This is a genomic window from Flavobacterium yafengii, from assembly GCF_030010375.1.
In the GTDB taxonomy this organism is placed as follows: domain Bacteria; phylum Bacteroidota; class Bacteroidia; order Flavobacteriales; family Flavobacteriaceae; genus Flavobacterium; species Flavobacterium yafengii.
In genome coordinates, this window is record NZ_JASCRY010000006.1 from 22,006 (window position 1) to 40,892 (window position 18,887).

Consider the following 18,887-nt stretch of genomic DNA (forward strand, 5'->3'; position numbering starts at 1 on the left):
GAATTAATCATTCAACAACATCAATTCGTTCTGAACCGCATACACCACTAAACCGGCAATGTTTCTGGATTCTGTTTTTAAAAGCAAATTATTTCTATGTCCTTCTACTGTTCTTGGACTTATAAAAAGTTGTTCTGCAATTTCCACCGTACTTTTTTGAATACAAATAAGTTTAAGCACTTCAATCTCACGTGGACTAAGAAAATTGCTATCAAAATTACTCTTAGTCTTTTTATTTGTCAATACATCGGACTGAATGATTTTCATGACATAATCCGTGTAATAAAACCCTTTTGAAGCGACTTCTTTTATTGTTGTCAGCAATTCTTGAGGTGTTGTATTCTTTATCAGATACGAAACAGCACCTACATCAATCATATTAGCGACGAAAGATTTAGAATCATAACTGGTCAGCGCAATGATTTTTAGTTCCGGAAATTCCTTTCGGATAATCTTTGTTGCCTCAACCCCATTTATTACGGGCATTTTTAAATCCATGATGATAATATCAGGATGATTATTTTTATTGTTTTGGAGGAAAGAAATCAATTCATCCCCATTAGACGCTTCAAAAATAATTTCAATATTTGTTTCACGTCCCAATAAAAAAGAAATTCCTTTTCTAAAAAGAATCTCGTCATCCACTACTATTATTTTTATAGTTTTATTCATTATTTAAAAATTAAAAACTACTGAGATTCCTTTGTTTATTGATGATTCCAAGGTCATTTTACCATTTAAAAAAGCGATTCTGCTTTCTATATTTTTCATTCCAAGACCTTTTTGATTTTCATTATTTTTCAATTCAAAACCAATCCCGTCATCTGTATAAAAACACCAGTGCTTTTCATTCTTATTTTCAAAAACAATCGAAATAAGGGATGCTTTTCCATGACGCAACGAATTATTCATCAACTCTTGTAAAATTCTAAATACATGCAAATGTTTATCATTGTCAGTAATATCAAACGCCGTTTTATTTTCATAATTTACTTTTACAGTCTTGGAACTACTGAATTCCAAACACAATTCCTCTACACCCGCATGCAATCCAAATTTATCCAATACAGGAGGCAACAAACCGTGTGCAATTTTTCTTGAATTATCTAGCGCTTTGGTCGTAAGATTAATAATGTTAGTCGTAATTTCTACTACCTCATTTTCGGTTAAATTAGGTGTGGTAAGCAAATGACTGTTCAATGAAACTATGTTCAATTTAGAACTAATATCGTCATGCAAATCTTGTGCAATACGCTTGCGCTCCTCTTCCTGAGTAATAATGACAGCGCTTAAAAGTTCTTTTTGATACTGAATTTCTAAATCTTTTTTTTCTAATTCCTTTTGAATAATTTTCTTTCTTGAAAAATAGAAAAATAATATCAAAACCAATCCCATTAAAAGAAAAGCGACACAACTATAAATTACGATTTCAATTATTTCATTTTCTTGTAATGTATTTACTTTCATAAAGCGGTATTAATTTCCTTTTTAAAAAAACTTTTTTTCCATTCTATTAAAATAAATAGTTGATAGATAATGTATAATGTAGAATTCAAAATCCAAGTTATTAAACTCACCCTTGAGCTTAATGTAGTTGTCAAATTCCCTACAAGAAATAAAATCGTACTTCCAAATAAATACATGAGAATCCCAACATTGATATAATAAAATTCTTTTTTTTCATTCAACATATTGTAAAAATGAAAGGTTGCAAAAATAATCAGAAAAAAAGAAGTAATAAATATTTCAAATAAATTAAATTTCAGGAAAAGACTCGGATCAAAGGCATACTGGATTCCTAAAATCAATAAACCCAAAATCAGACCTGATTTGACAATGTTTTTTTGATACTTCTCTTTTAAAATAGTTTCAAAAAACAAACTTAAAAGAACAAACTGACTTATAAAATAAAAATGAGATAAGAAAAGATTATTTATGTTTTGACTACTATAAATTTTAGCCACAATTTGAACCACAAAAATAAACCCTAAGTACAATGTAAATATTTTATAAGCTTTCCCCTGATTGGAAAATTTTATAAAAAAAAGGATTAAGTTCAATAATAAAAATAAATATCCTGTATATGCTAGTATTTGGTTCATGAAATATTTAGGTTAACATTGGACTTGAAGGATCGCAGTCAGGAGGACAAGGTGACGTAAAGTCATAAATGTCATCTTGCTGAACAGTAGCGTTACCAACCCCAACGGCAATCATATCTACATAGATTTTAGTTACAGGATCATATTTTGTACCTACAATCATTAATTTTTCTACATTATTATCGTCTACCCCAATATAAGCTCTTACGGCATCAACCCCTTCTTTTAATACTTCCAGTAAATCTACTTTTGGAATCAAAAAAGCATTGACATGATGGTGTTTATTGTAATCCCCTTCTTCTTTAGACCAACGTTTGGCCCATTTTTGTGCTGTTTTTAATGGAATGGCATTAATAGGTTTTACTTGAATTTGCCCTTCTGAAGTAGTTTCTTGTGACATAGATTTTGAGTTTTGGTGAACTATATTTTGAAATTAAAAATCGGTAGCTAAAATACTATTTTATATTGTTTTAACAAAACACATCCTATGTATTGTAAAATTAAAAAGCCTAAATCATTCATTTGATTCAGGCTTTTTAATTTTATATTCTAAAAAACAATATCTGACTTGTTTAATTTTCTAAAACGGAACGTCACTGTCATCATCCAAATCATTCAAATTACTTCCAAAAGCTTCATTAGCCGAAGGGAGATTTTTAGTGATAAAAGGATTATCTTCTTGGTTCATACTAGACGGTAAATCATCATAACCACCGCTGAAATCTTCCAGATTATCAAACTTACCTAAATGTCCAATAAACTTTAAACGGACGTTTTCAATACTACCATTACGGTGTTTGGCAATCATTATTTCTGCTTGACCCGCAGTTGGCGAGGCTTCATCATCATCCCATTCATCAATTTTGTAATATTCAGGACGGTATAAAAACGATACAATATCTGCATCTTGCTCAATCGCCCCCGATTCACGAAGATCAGAAAGCAACGGTCTTTTACTCGAACCACGGGTTTCTACCGCACGCGACAATTGAGAAAGGGCAATAACCGGAACATTTAATTCCTTTGCTAATGCTTTTAAGTTTCGGGAAATCGTAGAAATCTCCTGCTCTCTATTTCCTCCACCTTTTCCGTTTCCGCCGGCCGTCATTAATTGCAAGTAATCGACAATAATAATTCGGATACCATGTTGCGAAACCAAACGTCTTGCTTTAGCCCTTAAATCGAAAATAGACAATGAAGGCGTATCATCAATAAACAAAGGTGCTTTTTCTAAATTCTTAACTTTGGTACTCAGTTGTTCCCATTCGTGTTTTTCCAATTTTCCGGTACGCAATTTCTCCGATGACAAACCAGTCTCGGAAGAAATCAAACGGGTAATCAACTGAACCGATGCCATCTCCAAAGAAAACAATGCTACTGGCATTCCAAAATCAATAGCCATATTTCTAGCCATCGATAATACAAATGCGGTCTTACCCATCGCTGGCCTAGCTGCAATAATAATTAAATCACTTGGTTGCCAGCCTGAGGTAATCTTATCTAATTTATCAAAACCTGTCGCAACACCACTCAATCCTTCTTGACCAGCAATTTCTTCGATTCTTTTCTTGGCCTGTAACACTAAACTCTGTGCTGTTTCGGAACTACGTTTAATGTTTCCTTGTGTTACTTCGTATAATTTAGATTCAGCTCTGTCCAATAAATCAAAAACATCTGTTGTTTCATCATAGGATTCTTCAATGATTTCTGAAGATATGCGGATCAAACTACGCTGAATAAATTTTTGTAAAATGATTCTGGAGTGAAATTCAATGTGTGCCGAGGAGGAAATCTTTTGCGTCAGCTGAATTAAATAAAAATCACCGCCTGCCAAATCTAATTTTGCATTTTTCTTAAGTTGGGCAGAAACGGTTAATAAGTCAATAGGCTGTGTTTCTGTAAACAGTTGGACAATAGCCTCAAAAATATGTTTGTGTGCATCTTTATAAAAAGCATCAGGCTGTAAAATGTCAATCACATCATCTACCCCTTTTTTATCAATCATCATGGCACCCAGCACCGCCTCTTCTAAATCGAGAACCTGAGGAGGCAATTTCCCTTTTTCTAAGCTTATAATTGTTGTTTTATCCACCTTTACAGGGTTTATATTTCTGAAGTTTTCCATAGAGCGAAAGTAGCAAAAATTAAAAAAATATTGTCATTGAGTTGTTACAAATAATTGTTCATAAGTAACTATTTTTTGTTTATAACCAAAAAAAAATCCGAAACGGTAAGGCTTCGGATTAAAGATTAATTTGTAAGATTTTACTCTTTATATTCGCCCATTTTACAGTATTTATCCATTCTTTGGGCTATTAATTCTTCTGTTGATAAGTCTTTCAATTCATTAAATCCTTTCATGATATATTGCTCCACCGTTTTGAAAGCTGTCTCTCTATCATAGTGTGCTCCACCTAAAGGTTCCGGAATGATATCATCAACTAATTTTTGTTTTTTCATGTCAGCAGAAGTCAATTTTAATGCTTCGGCCGCTTGTTCTTTGTATTCCCAGCTTTTCCATAAAATAGAAGAACATGATTCTGGTGAAATAACAGAATACCATGTGTTTTCCATCATGTATACTTTGTCACCCACTCCTATTCCTAATGCTCCTCCAGAAGCTCCTTCACCAACAATTACTGTGATAATAGGCACTTTTAAACGAATCATTTCAAATATGTTTCTGGCAATAGCTTCACCTTGTCCACGTTCCTCTGCTTCCAATCCTGGATAAGCTCCCGGAGTGTCTATCAAAGTCAAAACAGGAATACCGAATTTCTCTGCCATTTTCATCAATCGCAATGCTTTTCTATATCCTTCAGGATTTGCCATTCCAAAATTACGGAACTGACGTGTCTTAGTGTTAAATCCTTTTTGTTGACCAACAATCATAAATGACTGTCCATCAATTTTACCTAAACCGCCAATCATGGCTTTGTCATCTTTAAAACCTCTGTCACCAAAAAGTTCCAGGAAAGTATCACCGCATAAAGCACGCACGTGATCCATTGTATAAGGACGGCTCGGATGCCTTGATAGTTGGACACGTTGCCAAGCTGTCAAGTTTTTATAAATATGTCTTTTAGTCTCTTCTAACTTTTTGTTGATTTGTTTGCAAGTATTCGTTACATCAACATCCGATTCTTGACCAATAATAAGACATTTGCCTAACTGTTCTTCTAGTTCTTTTATTGGAAGCTCAAAATCTAAATATTCCATAGGATTTTTGCGTTTTTGTTTTTATTTGGAACCGCAAATATAAAATTTTAAATCGTTCAAAAAGGTAAATTTTATATTTATGTGTAAAAGTTTGCTTCTCAAAACGTTGAGAAAGTTATTCTTATTTGTCCTTTTGATAGTGTTTTATAACTCCGTTCAGGATTACGGTGATTACAATTATTAATGCTCCGATGTAAAACTCAAAGCTCATTTTCTCTTTTCCGCCAAGAATAAAATAGGCCAAAACAATCCCATAAACCGGCTCTAAATTTGTAGTAAGCATTACCGTGTAAGGTGTGAGTTTTCGCATCACTTTTACCGAAGCCGTAAAGGCATAAGCCGTACAAATAGACGCTAAAACCAGAATTAAAATCCAATTATTAGCAGTCAATATAAAGAAGTCAGCAGTGAATTTTTGTTGGAACAAAAAATAAATAGTTATAAAAAAAACACCTGCCAGAAATTCATAAAAAGCAATTACGGATGGCTCGTGTTTTTCTATCAATTTTCCGTTCATCAGCGTAAACAAAACACCTAATATAATCGATGCCAAGGCATACAACATTCCGTCCAAATAGTTAATTTCGACTTTCATAATCAATGCCAGACCAGCAATAATAATAAGACCAAAAAATACTTCGTACCACAATACTTTTCGACCATAAAAAACAGGCTCTAAAATGGAAGCAAAAAACGCTCCCAGTGAAAAAACGGATAGTGTAATGGATACATTAGAAACATGAATCGCTTTGAAGAAAAAGATCCAATGCAAGGCAATCAGCAATCCCACAAAAATCAATTTGAAGAACGATTTTAAAGGAATTTTAAATGATATCTTTTTGAATGCGATAAACAAGGCTAAAAACAGTCCTGCTAAAAACATGCGATACCAGACTAAAGCATCGGCGGTAATGGTGATTAAAGCTCCTAAAATGGCGGTAAAACCCCATATAAAAACTATCAAATGAAGGTTTAAATAACTCTTTAATTTATCGTTTTGCATTACGTAACAAATAAATGGCTAAAATTCCAAAAGCAATATTAGGCAACCAAACGGCTAACATGGGTGGAATACTCGATTTTTCGGCTAATACGCCAAAGATTTTATCAAAAAATACAAAAGCAAAAGCCAATGCAATTCCTATGGCTAAATTAGTTCCCATTCCGCCTCTTCGCTTCATGGCGGAAACGGCAACGGCAATAATGGTAAGAATAAATGCCGATACGGGAACACTATATTTTTTATACAACACCACCAAATACACATTGATATTAGAGGAACCTCGCTCACGTTCTTTTGCAATAAAGGCATTTAATTTCCCTAAACTCAGGGTTTCAGCAATATAAATCACTGGCGTTAAATCCTCCAGATCAAAAGTAAAAACAGCCTCTTTTTGAGGTGCTTTTTCAATTTTATCATTCAGTTCACCTACCGTTCTTTTAGTATAATCATACATGGTGTAGGTGCTGTCCTTCGGGTTCCATTTTATTCTGGTAGCGGTAATTTTATGGACTAACTTCTGGTTTTTAAATTTTTCAAGCGAAAAATTAAAAGCGGTTTTAGACTCTGTATTAAAACTGTTTACATAGATAAACTCGGTATCACTAATTTGTCGGTACACATCCGTGTTATCGCCACGCATAGCTTCTTTACCTCCACCTTTTAGATAGGTATACCTAAAATTATTAAATCCTTCACTGGCTGCAGGAACCACGAAGAATCCCATCAGCAATACAAAAACAGAAACTATGGAAGCGCCTATTATATAAGGTCTTAAAAAGCGCGTGAATGAAATCCCGGAACTTAAAATAGCGATAATCTCCGTATCATTCGCCAGTTTTGAGGTAAACCAAATCACCGATAAAAACAAAAATATCGGAAAAAGAGAATTCGCAAAATAAACCGTAAAATTGTAATAGTACAGCGCAATCTCTAAAAACGCAACTTTATTTTCGAGCATTTTATTGATCTTCTCGGATACATCCACAACAATTCCTATGGGAATAAACAACAACAGCATCACCGCAAATGTGGCTAAATATCTTTTTAGGATGTATTTGTCTATTATTGTAAGCATAGTAAAGTTTAATCGGTTATTTGTTTAATCGTTTAACCGAATTAACGATTAAACGATTAAACATTTTTAAAGTCTTTGGTTCATGTTCTTCACCATCATTTCTTTCCAAGGTCTGAAATCGCCCGCTAAGATATGTTTTCTGGCTTCACGAACCAACCACATATAAAAACCAAGATTGTGTATCGTAGCAATTTGTTTTCCAAGATATTCATTAGCAGCAAAAAGGTGACGCAAATACGCTTTTGTATATTCAGTATCCACGTAAGTGATTCCCATTTCGTCAATTGGCGAAAAATCATCTTCCCACTTTTTGTTTTTGATATTTATCGTACCATTTGCTGTAAACAACATACCGTTTCTGGCGTTACGCGTTGGCATCACACAGTCAAACATGTCGATTCCAAGGGCAATATTCTCCAAAATATTTATCGGAGTTCCCACGCCCATCAGGTAACGCGGTTTGTCTTCCGGTAAAATTTCACAAACCACTTCAGTCATGGCATACATTTCCTCCGCAGGTTCCCCTACTGAAAGTCCACCAATCGCATTTCCTTGTTGGTTTGAATTCGCAATATATTCTGCTGATTGTTGGCGTAAATCTTTATAACAACTCCCTTGAACAATTGGGAAAAAAGTTTGTTCGTATCCGTATTTAAAAGGCTGCGTGTCTAAATGATTGATGCAACGGTCTAACCAACGGTGGGTCATTTTCATGGAGCGTTTTGCGTAGTTATAATCACACGGATACGGTGTACACTCATCAAAAGCCATGATAATATCGGCACCAATGGTACGTTGAATTTCCATCACATTCTCTGGCGTAAAAAAGTGGTACGAACCGTCAATATGCGATTTGAACTTCACTCCTTCTTCCTTAATTTTTCGGTTAGCCGAAAGTGAATACACTTGGTAGCCACCAGAATCCGTCAAAATATTACGGTCCCAGTTCATGAATTTATGCAACCCTCCCGCTTTTTCCAGGATTTCGGTTTGTGGTCGCAAGTATAAATGGTAGGTATTTCCCAAGATAATATCTGGGTTTATATCGTCTTTCAATTCTCGTTGATGCACCCCTTTTACAGAACCTACGGTTCCTACAGGCATAAAAATTGGGGTTTCAATCACACCGTGATCAGTGGTAACAGTTCCCGCTCTGGCTTTGGACTGTGGATCTTTTTTTAATAAATCAAACTTCATAGTAACGTATTTCACCCGATTGTTCGGCTGGCAAAGATAGGTTAATTTGAAAATTAGATAATTACATAATTTAAAAATTTAATTAAGATTTGGGAAATCATTTTGGGCGTGCCCTAAAAAGGTCGGGCTATCCGTTGTAATCTTTTATTCCGCTACACTTCACAAAAGAATTTCCACTGCTATCCCTCACGCAAATAAGTGCTGATGACAACTAAAATAGTCTCCATGTAAATTCAAAAGCACCTAGCAAATAAAATATTCATCTTATAAATTGTAAGAAAATTTTAATATATTTGATATGAAATAATGTCTTATGTTAGTCAGACTTATCTCTCTTCTTCTGGGGTGATAGGTCTGATTTTATCAGACCTATATATTATTTACCTGCAAGCGTCAAACAACAACTAAAATGCAAAGATTAAAATTAACCATTTTTACACTTATCATTCTGACAAATTCATTTGGACAGAAAATAGAAAAAGTCTTTCTTGACAAGAAAGATTCTAGTAAAAATTGCTACACAATAATTTATCCACCAAAACTACCTTGGACTGGTTATATATTTATTATTCCAGGATTTGGAGAAACGGCCGAAAGAGTTTTAGAACAAACTGAATTAGTTAAACTTACTGCTAAAAGTGGACTCTTGACAATTATTCCAACTTTTCAAGATGGCGTTTTGTCATTTGGGATTGATAGCTTAAGCCAACAATCGTTCAATAATATTATACTTGATGTAAAGAAAAAACACAAATTAACTGACCTTAAATATTATGTTGGTGGTTTTTCAATTGGTGGTAGTACAGCAATTAAATTTGCCGAAAATGCAACTATAAAACCAACCGCAGTTTTTGCTATCGATTCACCACTTGATCTTGAAAGATATTATAATTCGAGTAAAAGAGAGGTTAGATTATCCGTAAACAAAATTCCAGATGAAGAAAGAGTTTACATGATTGAGAGACTAGAAAAAGAAATGGGAGGGCCACCAAAAATTGCGTTAAAAAATTATTACAAAACATCACCTTATTCATTCAGTGATACTACTCAAACAGCTATTAAGAATATAATAAAACTTCCTTTGAGAATTTACTCTGAACCTGATGTCAATTGGTGGTTAAAAGAATATGCAGAAGATTTCACAGGGATGAATGTTTCGGAATGTTCGGCAATGATTAACGAATTGAATAGACTTGGGAATACAAAAGCCGAATTGATAATTACACAAAATAAAGGATATAGAAAACCTGATAATAGTAGGCATCCACATTCTTGGAGTATTGTGAATAATAACGAATTAATTGAATGGTTATTAAAACAGAAATAATGCCAGCAGGTAATAGCTACTACAATGAATTTGGGCAATTGGCTTAATGGAAAGTTAGTTTTGTATTTGAGATGATTTGGCAAATCCGAATAATGAGCTTAATTTAATTCCAAAACCCGACCGCGCTTATATTCCAAAATCGTTAACGCAGTTTTGCATAACTGCGCTAACGATTATCTGTAAACACAATCAATCTGATATTTAATCTTTTTAAAATGACACTATCCTTTTTTGCAACACAAGCATCATTTAGAGAATGGTTAGAAAAGCACCACAAAAAGGAAACCGAACTACTCGTAGGTTTCTATAAAGTGAGTAGCGACAAACCTTCCATGACTTGGTCGCAATCCGTGGATCAAGCACTTTCCTTTGGTTGGATTGACGGTGTACGAAGATCAATTGATAATGAAAGTTACAGTATTCGTTTTACGCCACGAAGAAGTACCAGTATTTGGAGTGCCATAAACATCCAGAAAGTCGAGGAACTCACTAAAGCCGGGTTAATGACTCCTGAAGGACAAAAAGCATTTGATTTACGTACAGAAAGCAAATCCAGAATTTATTCTCACGAAAAAGAACCGGTTGCTCTTGCCCCAAATTACGAAAGCCAATTTAAGATGAATCCATTAGCCTGGGACTTTTTTAATGCACAAGCACCTTCCTACAAAAAGGTCATGATACATTGGATAATGACAGCAAAACAAGAAAAAACCAGACTATCAAGGCTTGAAAAAACAATACAAATCAGTGAACAACAAAAACGAATGCAATAAAAAGTAAAATACTAAATAATTAAACAACCAAAATGCTTCAATTCAACCGCACTTATTTTGCTTTTACAGTATTCCTTTTTCTCCTGGAAACAGCCATCGCTTTGTTTGTTCATGACAACTTTATAAGACCTTATTTTGGAGATTTTTTAGTAGTTATTCTACTTTATTGTTTTCTAAAATCGTTTCTAAACGTATCCGCTTGGGTTGCAGCTGGTCTTGTGTTAGTTTTTTCATTTGCTATCGAAACCGCACAATATTTTAATATGGTTGAAAAATTAGGATTACAGCATTACAAAATTGCCAAAGTTGTTCTTGGAAATTCTTTTGCCTGGATGGATTTGCTTGCCTACGTGCTTGGAATTTTGGCCGTAATTAGCATTGAAAAATTCACTCAAAAACAAGAGAATAAAATACAGTAACAACTTCGAGCCATCACTAAAATAAGTTATTTCATACAGCAAATTCTTGTGAAAAAATCTTACGTTTGTAAGAACACAATACTAAAAACTTTAAATTATGATTCAAAAACTGTTCTCCCCATCTTCTTGGTCTGCTAATGCAACAGATTGGGCTTCGCTTATTTTACGATTAACACTTGGTTTATTGATGCTAAGTCATGGTATTCCAAAACTAATGAAGTTATTGAATGGCACTATGGAATTTGGTGACCCAATAGGCATTGGTGTTCCGGCATCATTGACTTTGACAGTTTTTGCCGAGGTTTTTTGTTCTATATTAATTATAATAGGTTTTTGGACCAGACTGGCGTTGATTCCGCTTATTATCACAATGGCAGTTGCCGTGTTTATTGTTCATATCAATGACGATTTGGGAACAATGGAATCTGCATTAATGTATTTACTGTCCTATACTGCGCTATTTTTATTAGGAAGCGGTATCTATTCAATGGATGCAGTTTTAAAAAGAAAAGCTATTTAAAAAATCATTGAACATAAAAAAACGTCCTAAAACAAGTTGGCACTAAACACAACTTGCTTTAGTACGTTACCTTTTTTACACACAAATTATTCTAACAATTTTTCACTGTAGTAAGCAATTTCAGAAGTTATTTTACCTTTATCATCAAAATTATCAATGAAAAATATAGGTAAAACTATTTTCTTTTTGTCTGATTTTCTTGTTAATCTAAAATTCCACCACGATTGCACCACTCTCGCATCCCCCATTTCATAATGCAAATAGTCTGGATATCCCACCATGTCAATACTCGTTAAATCATATTTCTCAAAAAGCTTTTGATCATTTACTTTTTGCTCCGCTAAAGTGATGCTTTTGCCTACAGGCATATTTATGTCTGAAAATGTCGCCTTTTCGTCATAAAAACTATACGCTTTGTCAAAGTCTTTATTTTCAAAAGCATAAATCATTTTTCTCACACTGTTAATGTTTTCGTGATGATTATATATTTCACCATTTTCCCTGTCGTTGAAACTATCCCCAATTTCATCAAAAACACTGCTATTTCTATATCTAATAATAGTCTTGATTTTATTGTTTTTATCTACCACAAATAAACGGTGCAAAGGCGTATCAATTTTAACTCCTGTTTTATTGTGCACTCCCTTTAAATCGTCCCAAGTTTGAACCCAAACTACATCTTTATTATCAGCTTCCTTATATTCTAAAGCATCTGGATAAGCACCTTCTGATTTTTTAATACTTAAATAATCAATGTTCTCTTTCCAAAACTTAACCTCGTTTAAAAAAGCTGCTTTGTCTGATCCTTTATCATCCTTATTAGAACTCACACCATTATATGATTTAAAATCGTCTGTCAAAAAACTGGCAACTTTATCAGCGTCTCCCTTGACATAAGCTTGAGTCATGGCTTCAACAACATTAATTGCAGGATGCTCTACATAAATAGTCCCGTTTGTTTTCTTTTGAGCGTAAGTGATGCAAACTGCAATCAACAGTACCATTGAGAAAAATTTTTTCATAATTTGTTTGTTTTTTTGGTTAATAAGACATTAAATTTAATTATAAATACTGAATATCAGATATTTACGATTAAAAAATTTCATCTTTTTTCAAATAAATAATTTGAGTTTTTAAATTTTTATACATTCAAATCCGTCAAATAATTATTTTCCACCAATGAATAAAAAATATAAAAACAAAGATTAATCCTAGCCGAGCTACTCTTTTCTAAACTTCAGCAGAAAAATATAATTGCAAAAAAAGCAACTCTGATTCAAACTTTTTAAACGAAGTTATTTTTTATAAAAATAATTTTATATCAGTTTAATCGTATATATTTACTTGAAAATTGCTAAAATCCTATTCTTTTAATCTTTTTAAAATGAACAGACATTTCATGGGATTTTACTAAAACCTTAAAACAATATAATTGAAACAATTATGGTAAAGAAAATTTTAATTACAATGCTTTTCAGTTTATTATTTGCTACTGGATATTCCCAAAAAATGAACGTTGCAAAACTGGATAGTTTATTTCAAATTCTTGAAGCAAAAGATAAGTTTATGGGAAGTATAGCCGTTTCACAAAATGGAACGCTTATTTACTCTAAATCAATAGGAAAAGAAGACATTGAAACGAATAAAAAAGCAACTAATTTATCCAAATACCGAATTGGTTCTATTTCAAAAATGTTTACTTCTGCATTAGTATTCAAAGCTGTTGAAGAGAAAAAAATAACATTAAATCAAACTATAGAAATCTATTTCCCAACAATCGAAAATGCAACGAAAATAACCATTGGAAATTTATTAAACCACAGAAGCGGCATCCATAATTTTACCAATAATCCAGACTATTTAAAGTACAATACCGAACCGAAATCCGAAGGGCAAATGATTGAAATCATTGCAAAAGGGAAAAGTGATTTTGAACCAAACAGCAAAGCAGATTATAGCAATTCAAATTATGTTTTGTTGAGTTATATTCTTCAAAAAACATACAAAAAAACATATGCAGACATTCTTAAAGATAAAATCACAAAGCCATTAGGCTTGAAAAACACTTACGTAGGAAATAAAATAAGCGTCCAAAACAACGAATCTAATTCTTATAGTTTTTCAGAAAAATGGATCAAAGAAACTGAAACGGATATGTCAATCCCAATGGGCGCTGGCGCAATTGTTTCTAATCCGACTGATTTGACTATTTTTATTGACCATTTATTCGCAAACAAAATAATCAACGACGGTAGTTTAAAACAAATGATCACTTTACAAGACAACTATGGGATGGGGATTTTCCAAATTCCGTTTTATGATAAAAAAGGATTTGGTCATACTGGAGGAATTGATGAATTTAGATCCGTATTGTATTATTTCACAGAGGACAAAATAGCCGTTGCATTAACATCAAACGGAAAAACATACGACAATAATGACATTATTATCGCCGCTTTAAGCAGTTACTTCAACAAGCCGTTCGTAATTCCTACTTTTAAAAATATCGAACTCAAAACCGAAGACTTAGATCCTTATTTAGGAGAATATTCAGATGCTGGTTTCCCTATGAAGATTACGATTACAAAAGATAATTTAAAACTTTTTGCACAAGCAACAGGACAATCTGCTTTTCCGCTTGAAGCAACTGAAAAAGATAAATTTGAATTTTTAGCCGCTGGAATAAAACTAGAATTTAAGCCAAATGAAAAACAAATGATTTTAAAGCAAGGTGGTGGAGCATTCAAATTGACAAAAAAATAAGAAATCAAAAATGGAAAGTTTAAGACCCAACGGACAAAGAGCAAAAATTGCCATTATGCTAATATGGATTGTGCTTACAGTCGAAATAATTTCACTCCTTTCTGATTATTTACAATATGACTTATTGCAAACCGTGGCAAATGGCGGACAAATCACAACTGAATCAGCTACAGATAATGATTTGAGACAAAAAATTATAGCTATGATTTATTTGACCGTATATGTAATTTCGGGTATTACTTTTATACGATGGTTCAGGAGAGCTTATTATAATCTTCATCTAAAAGCTGCAAGTCTATCATTCACAGAAGGTTGGGCAGCCGGTTGCTGGTTTGTACCAATTATATCTCTTTATAGACCCAACCAAATTATGAAAGAGTTGTACCAGGAAACTCAAAGTTTACTATCCAAAAAGGATGAAAATTATGCTAAAAATCTAACTACCCATTCCATTGGATGGTGGTGGGCGTTATGGATTATTTCTTCATTTTTAGGACAATTCGTTTTCAAATATTCCTTGAAGGCGGAGACAATTGAAGAGTTGACTACAAGTACAATTGCAAGTATTATTGCTTCAATAATTGGTATACCTCTAGCTATAATTACTGTAAAAGTCATTAAAGATTATTCTGAAATTGAATCTTTACTTTATGAATTAATCAATGAGGAAGAAGAAAAAAAAATCATACCTGATACTGACTTACAGCCTATAGAAAATTAGTATTTCAAATAAAAAAGTCCAAACAACAACATTAATAATGATTCCTGAAAACCTAATTGAGACTAAAGAACTTGTATTTGACAAATGTGGTTTTGAACTCCGAAATCTTGAAATAGAAAAAGAAAGCACCGAATATAGCGCCTGTAAATTTGACCTTAACACCGTTAAAATACTCTTTCGTGTGTCGAAAATCACTCCTACTAAGATTGGACAATTTGTGACTTTTTGGAAGAGAAGCGAAAATGGACCCATCGAGCCATATGCGGTTTCAGACGCGATTGATTTTTTTGTTATAAATACTAAAAGCAACGATAAATTTGGTCAATTTATATTTCCAAAGTCGGTGCTTAGTCAACAAGGGATTATCAGTATCAACTTAAAAGAAGGAAAACGAGGAATACGTGTGTATCCGCCTTGGGATTTGACAATCAGCAAACAAGCACAAAAAACCCAAAAATGGCAACTGGAATATTTTTTAGAAATTCCTTTGAATAAATCCGTAAATTTAGATAGAGCTAAACAGCTTTATACTATCATAGATTAATAATCTTTAAAGAATAACAAAATGGAAGTAGCAAAAATAATTAAAGAAAAACTGGGGACCATAGTCGATGTACGTTCCTATGATGAGTTTATGGGCGGTCACGTTGCTGGTTCCATAAATATTCCTTTGAATGAGATTCCACATAGAATGCAAGAAATACAAGAACTTAAAGCCCCATTAATTCTTTGTTGTGCATCGGGAAATAGAAGTGGACAGGCACAAGTGTTTCTAACGGCACATGGAATTGAATCCTATAACGGCGGTTCTTGGCTGGATGTGAATTACCATCAATCTCAAACGTCTTAAAAAAGACAATCTAACAGCAATTCAAAAAGAAAAACAGAAGTTTAATTTCTTTAAAAATCATACATTTCGTATTTACAATTAGTTAATTAACAGTTTATTACATTTTAATATGTTTAATTTTACCTTACTTAAAAATTAAGTAATGAGTTTATTTGAGAGAATATCACATTTAGTATTCCTCATAAAAAATTAATCTTAAAAACTACTGTTATGAGAACTGAAATGGGTAAAAACGAAAATAGTAAAGGAGCTGTACAAGCAAATGCAGCACATGGATTGAGAGATTTATTTGAAGTTGGATTGAAAGATATTTATTGGGCAGAGAAAGTGTTAACTAAAACATTGCCAAAAATGATGAAAAACGCATCATCACCAGAATTAGTTAACTCTTTAAAAAACCAATTGAATGAGACGCAAGAACACGTTTCACGTTTGGAAAAAATATTTGAAGCAACTGGTGTTGAAGCGACTGCCAAAAAATGCGAAGCAATGGGAGGCATATTAAAAGAAACCAATAGCTTGATAAGACAAACTGATATTGGCGTAGTTCGAGATGCCGGAATTATTGCAGCAGATCAAAAGGTAAAACATTATGAAATTGCAACTTATGGAACCCTGCATGCATTTGCTAAAACTTTAGGAGAAGACAAAGCAGCAAACCTATTGGCGATGAGTCTTGATGATGAGAAAAAAACAGATGCAGTATTAACCGGAATCGCTTTAGCTGCCATCAACAATCAAGCGCACAGAGCTGATGCAATTACCAACACTTAACTATAATTGTAATTGGAGATTTGCAATTATTCTGTATTTCTCCATTCACAAAAAAGCCCGCCAAATGCGGGCTTTTTTGTGAATTATGCAAACTTATGCCGGTAATTTTATTCAACTTAAATTCTAACGGAATCTTACATTAAATATTCCTAAAAACTTTTGCGGTAACCCTAAATAAAAATTACATTTGCACCAGTTTAACTTTTACACACAAAATGAAGCCTAACACACAACAATTAAACGATTTAACAATCCAAGTCAGAAGAGATATTCTTCGAATGGTACACGCTGTCAATTCAGGTCACCCAGGTGGTTCTCTAGGTTGTACTGAATTTCTGGTAACCTTATACCAAAACATAATGGAACGCAAAGAAGGTTTTGATATGGACGGTATTGGAGAAGACCTTTTCTTCCTTTCAAACGGACACATTTCTCCTGTTTTCTATAGCGTTTTAGCCAGAAGCGGTTATTTTCCGGTATCGGAATTAGCAACTTTCCGTTTGATCAATTCAAGATTACAAGGTCACCCAACTACTCATGACGGTTTACCTGGAGTGAGAATTGCGTCAGGATCTCTTGGACAAGGATTATCAGTAGGAATTGGTGCTGCTCAAGCTAAAAAACTAAATGGTGACAACCATATTATTTATACGCTTCACGGAGATGGTGAATTACAAGAAGGTCAAAACTGGGAAGCAATTATGTATGCTTCTGCAAAAAAAGTGGACAATCTTATTGCTACAATCGATTTAAACGGAAAACAAATTGACGGAACAACTGACGAAGTTTTGGCAATGGGAAGCATCCGTGCTAAATTTGAAGCTTTTGATTGGGATGTTTTAGAAATTGAAAAAGGAAATGATATTGAAGCTATTATTGCTGGTATGAATGATGCAAAATCAAGAACTGGAAAAGGAAAACCAGTTTGTGTGTTGCTACATACTGAAATGGGTAATGGTGTAGATTTTATGATGTACAGTCATGCTTGGCATGGTAAAGCGCCAAATGATACGCAACTTGAAATTGCTTTAGGTCAAAACTATACTGAAGGCGAAAGCGACTACTAGTAAGTGTTCAGAACTCAGTAATTAGTGTTCAGTAGAATACTGCTAAAAATCTAAATTGAAAAATGAAAAAATATACAAATACAGGAAGTAAAGATACTCGTTCGGGTTTTGGAGCGGGAATGACTGAATTAGGTCAAAAGAATGAAAATGTGGTTGCACTTTGTGCCGATTTAATTGGTTCTTTAAAATTTGACGATTTCAAGAAAAATCACCCGGAGCGTTTTTTCCAAATTGGAATTGCTGAAGCAAATATGATTGGAATTGCAGCGGGTTTAACTATTGGAGGAAAAATTCCTTTTACAGGAACTTTCGCTAACTTTTCCACAGGAAGAGTTTATGATCAAATTCGTCAATCAGTGGCGTATTCTGAGAAAAACGTAAAAATTTGTGCTTCACACGCTGGATTAACATTAGGTGAAGACGGTGCAACACACCAAATTCTTGAAGACATTGGATTAATGAAAATGTTACCAGGAATGACTGTAATCAATACTTGTGATTACAATCAAACTAAAGCAGCTACTCTAGCATTAGCAGATCACCATGGTCCTGCTTACTTGCGTTTTGGTCGTCCGGTTGTTCCTAATTTCATGCCAGCTGACGAACCTTTCGTAATAGGAAAAGCGATTGTTTTAAGCGAAGGTTCGGATGTAACAATTATTGCTACAGGACACTTAGTTTGGGAAGCACTTATTGCTGCTGAAGCATTAGAAGCTAAAGGTATTTCTGCTGAAGTAATCAATATCCACACCATTAAACCATTGGATGAAGAAGCGATTTTGAAATCATTGGCAAAAACAAAATGTATCGTTACTGCTGAAGAGCATAATATTCTTGGTGGTCTTGGCGAAAGCGTTTCCAGAGTCTTAGCATTGAACAGTCCAGCTCCACAAGAGTTTGTAGCTGTAAATGACAGTTTTGGAGAATCTGGAACACCAGAACAATTAATGGAAAAATACAAATTGAACAATCAAGCGATTGTTGAAGCTGTAGAAAGAGTAATGAAAAGAAAATAATCTTTTCCTTTTACACCAAAAAAAATCCAGTTCAATTGAACTGGATTTTTTTTGAATTGTA

21 protein-coding genes are annotated in these 18,887 nt (G+C 33.6%); 11 read left to right on the forward strand and 10 right to left on the reverse strand.

The window, feature by feature from the left end:
* Positions 1-3: 3 nt before the first annotated feature.
* From QLS97_RS15810 to tgt, 9 genes are all read right to left on the reverse strand, one after another.
* Complete coding sequence (locus tag QLS97_RS15810; protein ID WP_282718012.1) at positions 4-672, reverse strand: response regulator transcription factor; 669 nt, start codon at positions 670-672, stop codon at positions 4-6.
* Between the two features lie 3 nt (positions 673-675).
* Positions 676-1,467 (reverse strand): sensor histidine kinase, encoded by a 792-nt coding sequence (locus tag QLS97_RS15815; RefSeq protein ID WP_282718014.1) that lies wholly within the window; start codon positions 1,465-1,467, stop codon positions 676-678.
* Positions 1,464-2,102, reverse strand: a complete 639-nt coding sequence (locus QLS97_RS15820) for a hypothetical protein (protein ID WP_282718016.1) — start codon at positions 2,100-2,102, stop codon at positions 1,464-1,466. The genes QLS97_RS15815 and QLS97_RS15820 overlap by 4 nt, the downstream gene beginning before the upstream one ends.
* Before the next feature lie 7 nt (positions 2,103-2,109).
* Positions 2,110-2,502 (reverse strand): hypothetical protein, encoded by a 393-nt coding sequence (locus QLS97_RS15825; RefSeq protein WP_282718018.1) that lies wholly within the window; start codon positions 2,500-2,502, stop codon positions 2,110-2,112.
* 180 nt (positions 2,503-2,682) lie between these two features.
* Entirely contained in the window at positions 2,683-4,227 is a 1,545-nt protein-coding gene (gene dnaB, locus QLS97_RS15830; RefSeq protein WP_282711325.1) for a replicative DNA helicase, read from the reverse strand.
* 140 nt (positions 4,228-4,367) lie between these two features.
* Entirely contained in the window at positions 4,368-5,321 is a 954-nt protein-coding gene (locus QLS97_RS15835) for an acetyl-CoA carboxylase carboxyltransferase subunit alpha (RefSeq protein WP_282718020.1), read from the reverse strand.
* 121 nt (positions 5,322-5,442) lie between these two features.
* Complete coding sequence (locus tag QLS97_RS15840; RefSeq protein WP_282718021.1) at positions 5,443-6,324, reverse strand: DMT family transporter; 882 nt, start codon at positions 6,322-6,324, stop codon at positions 5,443-5,445.
* Positions 6,311-7,399, reverse strand: coding sequence for an LptF/LptG family permease (locus QLS97_RS15845; RefSeq protein WP_282718023.1), 1,089 nt, complete (start codon positions 7,397-7,399; stop codon positions 6,311-6,313). The genes QLS97_RS15840 and QLS97_RS15845 overlap by 14 nt, the downstream gene beginning before the upstream one ends.
* A gap of 66 nt (positions 7,400-7,465) precedes the next feature.
* A complete protein-coding gene (gene tgt / locus QLS97_RS15850; protein ID WP_282718025.1) occupies positions 7,466-8,596 on the reverse strand; it encodes a tRNA guanosine(34) transglycosylase Tgt in 1,131 nt (376 codons plus the stop codon).
* A 409-nt stretch (positions 8,597-9,005) separates the two neighbouring features.
* On the opposite strand from tgt, the gene QLS97_RS15855 reads away from it, so the two are divergent.
* From QLS97_RS15855 to QLS97_RS15870, 4 genes are all read left to right on the forward strand, one after another.
* Positions 9,006-9,923, forward strand: coding sequence for an alpha/beta hydrolase (locus QLS97_RS15855; protein ID WP_282718027.1), 918 nt, complete (start codon positions 9,006-9,008; stop codon positions 9,921-9,923).
* Between the two features lie 215 nt (positions 9,924-10,138).
* On the forward strand, positions 10,139-10,696 hold the full coding sequence (locus QLS97_RS15860) for a YdeI/OmpD-associated family protein (RefSeq protein WP_282718029.1): 558 nt from the start codon (positions 10,139-10,141) through the stop codon (positions 10,694-10,696).
* 32 nt (positions 10,697-10,728) lie between these two features.
* On the forward strand, positions 10,729-11,115 hold the full coding sequence (locus tag QLS97_RS15865; RefSeq protein ID WP_282718031.1) for a ribosomal maturation YjgA family protein: 387 nt from the start codon (positions 10,729-10,731) through the stop codon (positions 11,113-11,115).
* Positions 11,116-11,212: 97 nt separating this feature from the next.
* The gene (locus QLS97_RS15870) at positions 11,213-11,635 is read left to right on the forward strand and encodes a DoxX family protein (protein ID WP_282718032.1); all 423 of its coding nucleotides are present in this window, start codon (positions 11,213-11,215) and stop codon (positions 11,633-11,635) included.
* Positions 11,636-11,721: 86 nt separating this feature from the next.
* Here the strand turns inward: QLS97_RS15870 and QLS97_RS15875 are convergent, their stop codons facing one another.
* Positions 11,722-12,657: a nuclear transport factor 2 family protein gene (locus QLS97_RS15875; RefSeq protein ID WP_282718033.1), complete on the reverse strand. Its 936-nt coding sequence runs from the start codon at positions 12,655-12,657 to the stop codon at positions 11,722-11,724.
* Between the two features lie 421 nt (positions 12,658-13,078).
* Between QLS97_RS15875 and QLS97_RS15880 the strand changes: the two genes are divergently transcribed.
* From QLS97_RS15880 to QLS97_RS15910, 7 genes are all read left to right on the forward strand, one after another.
* Positions 13,079-14,398, forward strand: coding sequence for a serine hydrolase domain-containing protein (locus QLS97_RS15880; protein ID WP_282718034.1), 1,320 nt, complete (start codon positions 13,079-13,081; stop codon positions 14,396-14,398).
* A 10-nt stretch (positions 14,399-14,408) separates the two neighbouring features.
* On the forward strand, positions 14,409-15,119 hold the full coding sequence (locus tag QLS97_RS15885) for a DUF4328 domain-containing protein (RefSeq protein ID WP_282718035.1): 711 nt from the start codon (positions 14,409-14,411) through the stop codon (positions 15,117-15,119).
* 37 nt (positions 15,120-15,156) lie between these two features.
* Positions 15,157-15,663 carry a MepB family protein gene (locus QLS97_RS15890; RefSeq protein WP_282718036.1) on the forward strand — a complete coding sequence of 169 codons (507 nt, stop codon included), beginning with the start codon at positions 15,157-15,159 and terminating at the stop codon, positions 15,661-15,663.
* 21 nt (positions 15,664-15,684) lie between these two features.
* Positions 15,685-15,969: a rhodanese-like domain-containing protein gene (locus QLS97_RS15895; RefSeq protein ID WP_282718037.1), complete on the forward strand. Its 285-nt coding sequence runs from the start codon at positions 15,685-15,687 to the stop codon at positions 15,967-15,969.
* Positions 15,970-16,179: 210 nt separating this feature from the next.
* A complete protein-coding gene (locus tag QLS97_RS15900) occupies positions 16,180-16,743 on the forward strand; it encodes a YciE/YciF ferroxidase family protein (protein ID WP_282718038.1) in 564 nt (187 codons plus the stop codon).
* 215 nt (positions 16,744-16,958) lie between these two features.
* Positions 16,959-17,810, forward strand: coding sequence for a transketolase (locus QLS97_RS15905; RefSeq protein WP_099716040.1), 852 nt, complete (start codon positions 16,959-16,961; stop codon positions 17,808-17,810).
* Positions 17,811-17,872: 62 nt separating this feature from the next.
* Positions 17,873-18,826 carry a transketolase family protein gene (locus QLS97_RS15910; protein WP_282711353.1) on the forward strand — a complete coding sequence of 318 codons (954 nt, stop codon included), beginning with the start codon at positions 17,873-17,875 and terminating at the stop codon, positions 18,824-18,826.
* Positions 18,827-18,887 lie beyond the last annotated feature (61 nt).

Bases quoted from the DNA above. Each gene is read 5' to 3' on its own strand.
- QLS97_RS15810 (WP_282718012.1), bottom strand. From the start codon at position 672: ATGAATAAAACTATAAAAATAATAGTAGTGGATGACGAGATTCTTTTT.
- QLS97_RS15815 (WP_282718014.1), bottom strand. From the start codon at position 1,467: ATGAAAGTAAATACATTACAAGAAAATGAAATAATTGAAATCGTAATT.
- QLS97_RS15820 (WP_282718016.1), bottom strand. From the start codon at position 2,102: ATGAACCAAATACTAGCATATACAGGATATTTATTTTTATTATTGAAC.
- QLS97_RS15825 (WP_282718018.1), bottom strand. From the start codon at position 2,502: ATGTCACAAGAAACTACTTCAGAAGGGCAAATTCAAGTAAAACCTATT.
- dnaB (WP_282711325.1), bottom strand. From the start codon at position 4,227: ATGGAAAACTTCAGAAATATAAACCCTGTAAAGGTGGATAAAACAACA.
- QLS97_RS15835 (WP_282718020.1), bottom strand. From the start codon at position 5,321: ATGGAATATTTAGATTTTGAGCTTCCAATAAAAGAACTAGAAGAACAG.
- QLS97_RS15840 (WP_282718021.1), bottom strand. From the start codon at position 6,324: ATGCAAAACGATAAATTAAAGAGTTATTTAAACCTTCATTTGATAGTT.
- QLS97_RS15845 (WP_282718023.1), bottom strand. From the start codon at position 7,399: ATGCTTACAATAATAGACAAATACATCCTAAAAAGATATTTAGCCACA.
- tgt (WP_282718025.1), bottom strand. From the start codon at position 8,596: ATGAAGTTTGATTTATTAAAAAAAGATCCACAGTCCAAAGCCAGAGCG.
- QLS97_RS15855 (WP_282718027.1), top strand. From the start codon at position 9,006: ATGCAAAGATTAAAATTAACCATTTTTACACTTATCATTCTGACAAAT.
- QLS97_RS15860 (WP_282718029.1), top strand. From the start codon at position 10,139: ATGACACTATCCTTTTTTGCAACACAAGCATCATTTAGAGAATGGTTA.
- QLS97_RS15865 (WP_282718031.1), top strand. From the start codon at position 10,729: ATGCTTCAATTCAACCGCACTTATTTTGCTTTTACAGTATTCCTTTTT.
- QLS97_RS15870 (WP_282718032.1), top strand. From the start codon at position 11,213: ATGATTCAAAAACTGTTCTCCCCATCTTCTTGGTCTGCTAATGCAACA.
- QLS97_RS15875 (WP_282718033.1), bottom strand. From the start codon at position 12,657: ATGAAAAAATTTTTCTCAATGGTACTGTTGATTGCAGTTTGCATCACT.
- QLS97_RS15880 (WP_282718034.1), top strand. From the start codon at position 13,079: ATGGTAAAGAAAATTTTAATTACAATGCTTTTCAGTTTATTATTTGCT.
- QLS97_RS15885 (WP_282718035.1), top strand. From the start codon at position 14,409: ATGGAAAGTTTAAGACCCAACGGACAAAGAGCAAAAATTGCCATTATG.
- QLS97_RS15890 (WP_282718036.1), top strand. From the start codon at position 15,157: ATGATTCCTGAAAACCTAATTGAGACTAAAGAACTTGTATTTGACAAA.
- QLS97_RS15895 (WP_282718037.1), top strand. From the start codon at position 15,685: ATGGAAGTAGCAAAAATAATTAAAGAAAAACTGGGGACCATAGTCGAT.
- QLS97_RS15900 (WP_282718038.1), top strand. From the start codon at position 16,180: ATGAGAACTGAAATGGGTAAAAACGAAAATAGTAAAGGAGCTGTACAA.
- QLS97_RS15905 (WP_099716040.1), top strand. From the start codon at position 16,959: ATGAAGCCTAACACACAACAATTAAACGATTTAACAATCCAAGTCAGA.
- QLS97_RS15910 (WP_282711353.1), top strand. From the start codon at position 17,873: ATGAAAAAATATACAAATACAGGAAGTAAAGATACTCGTTCGGGTTTT.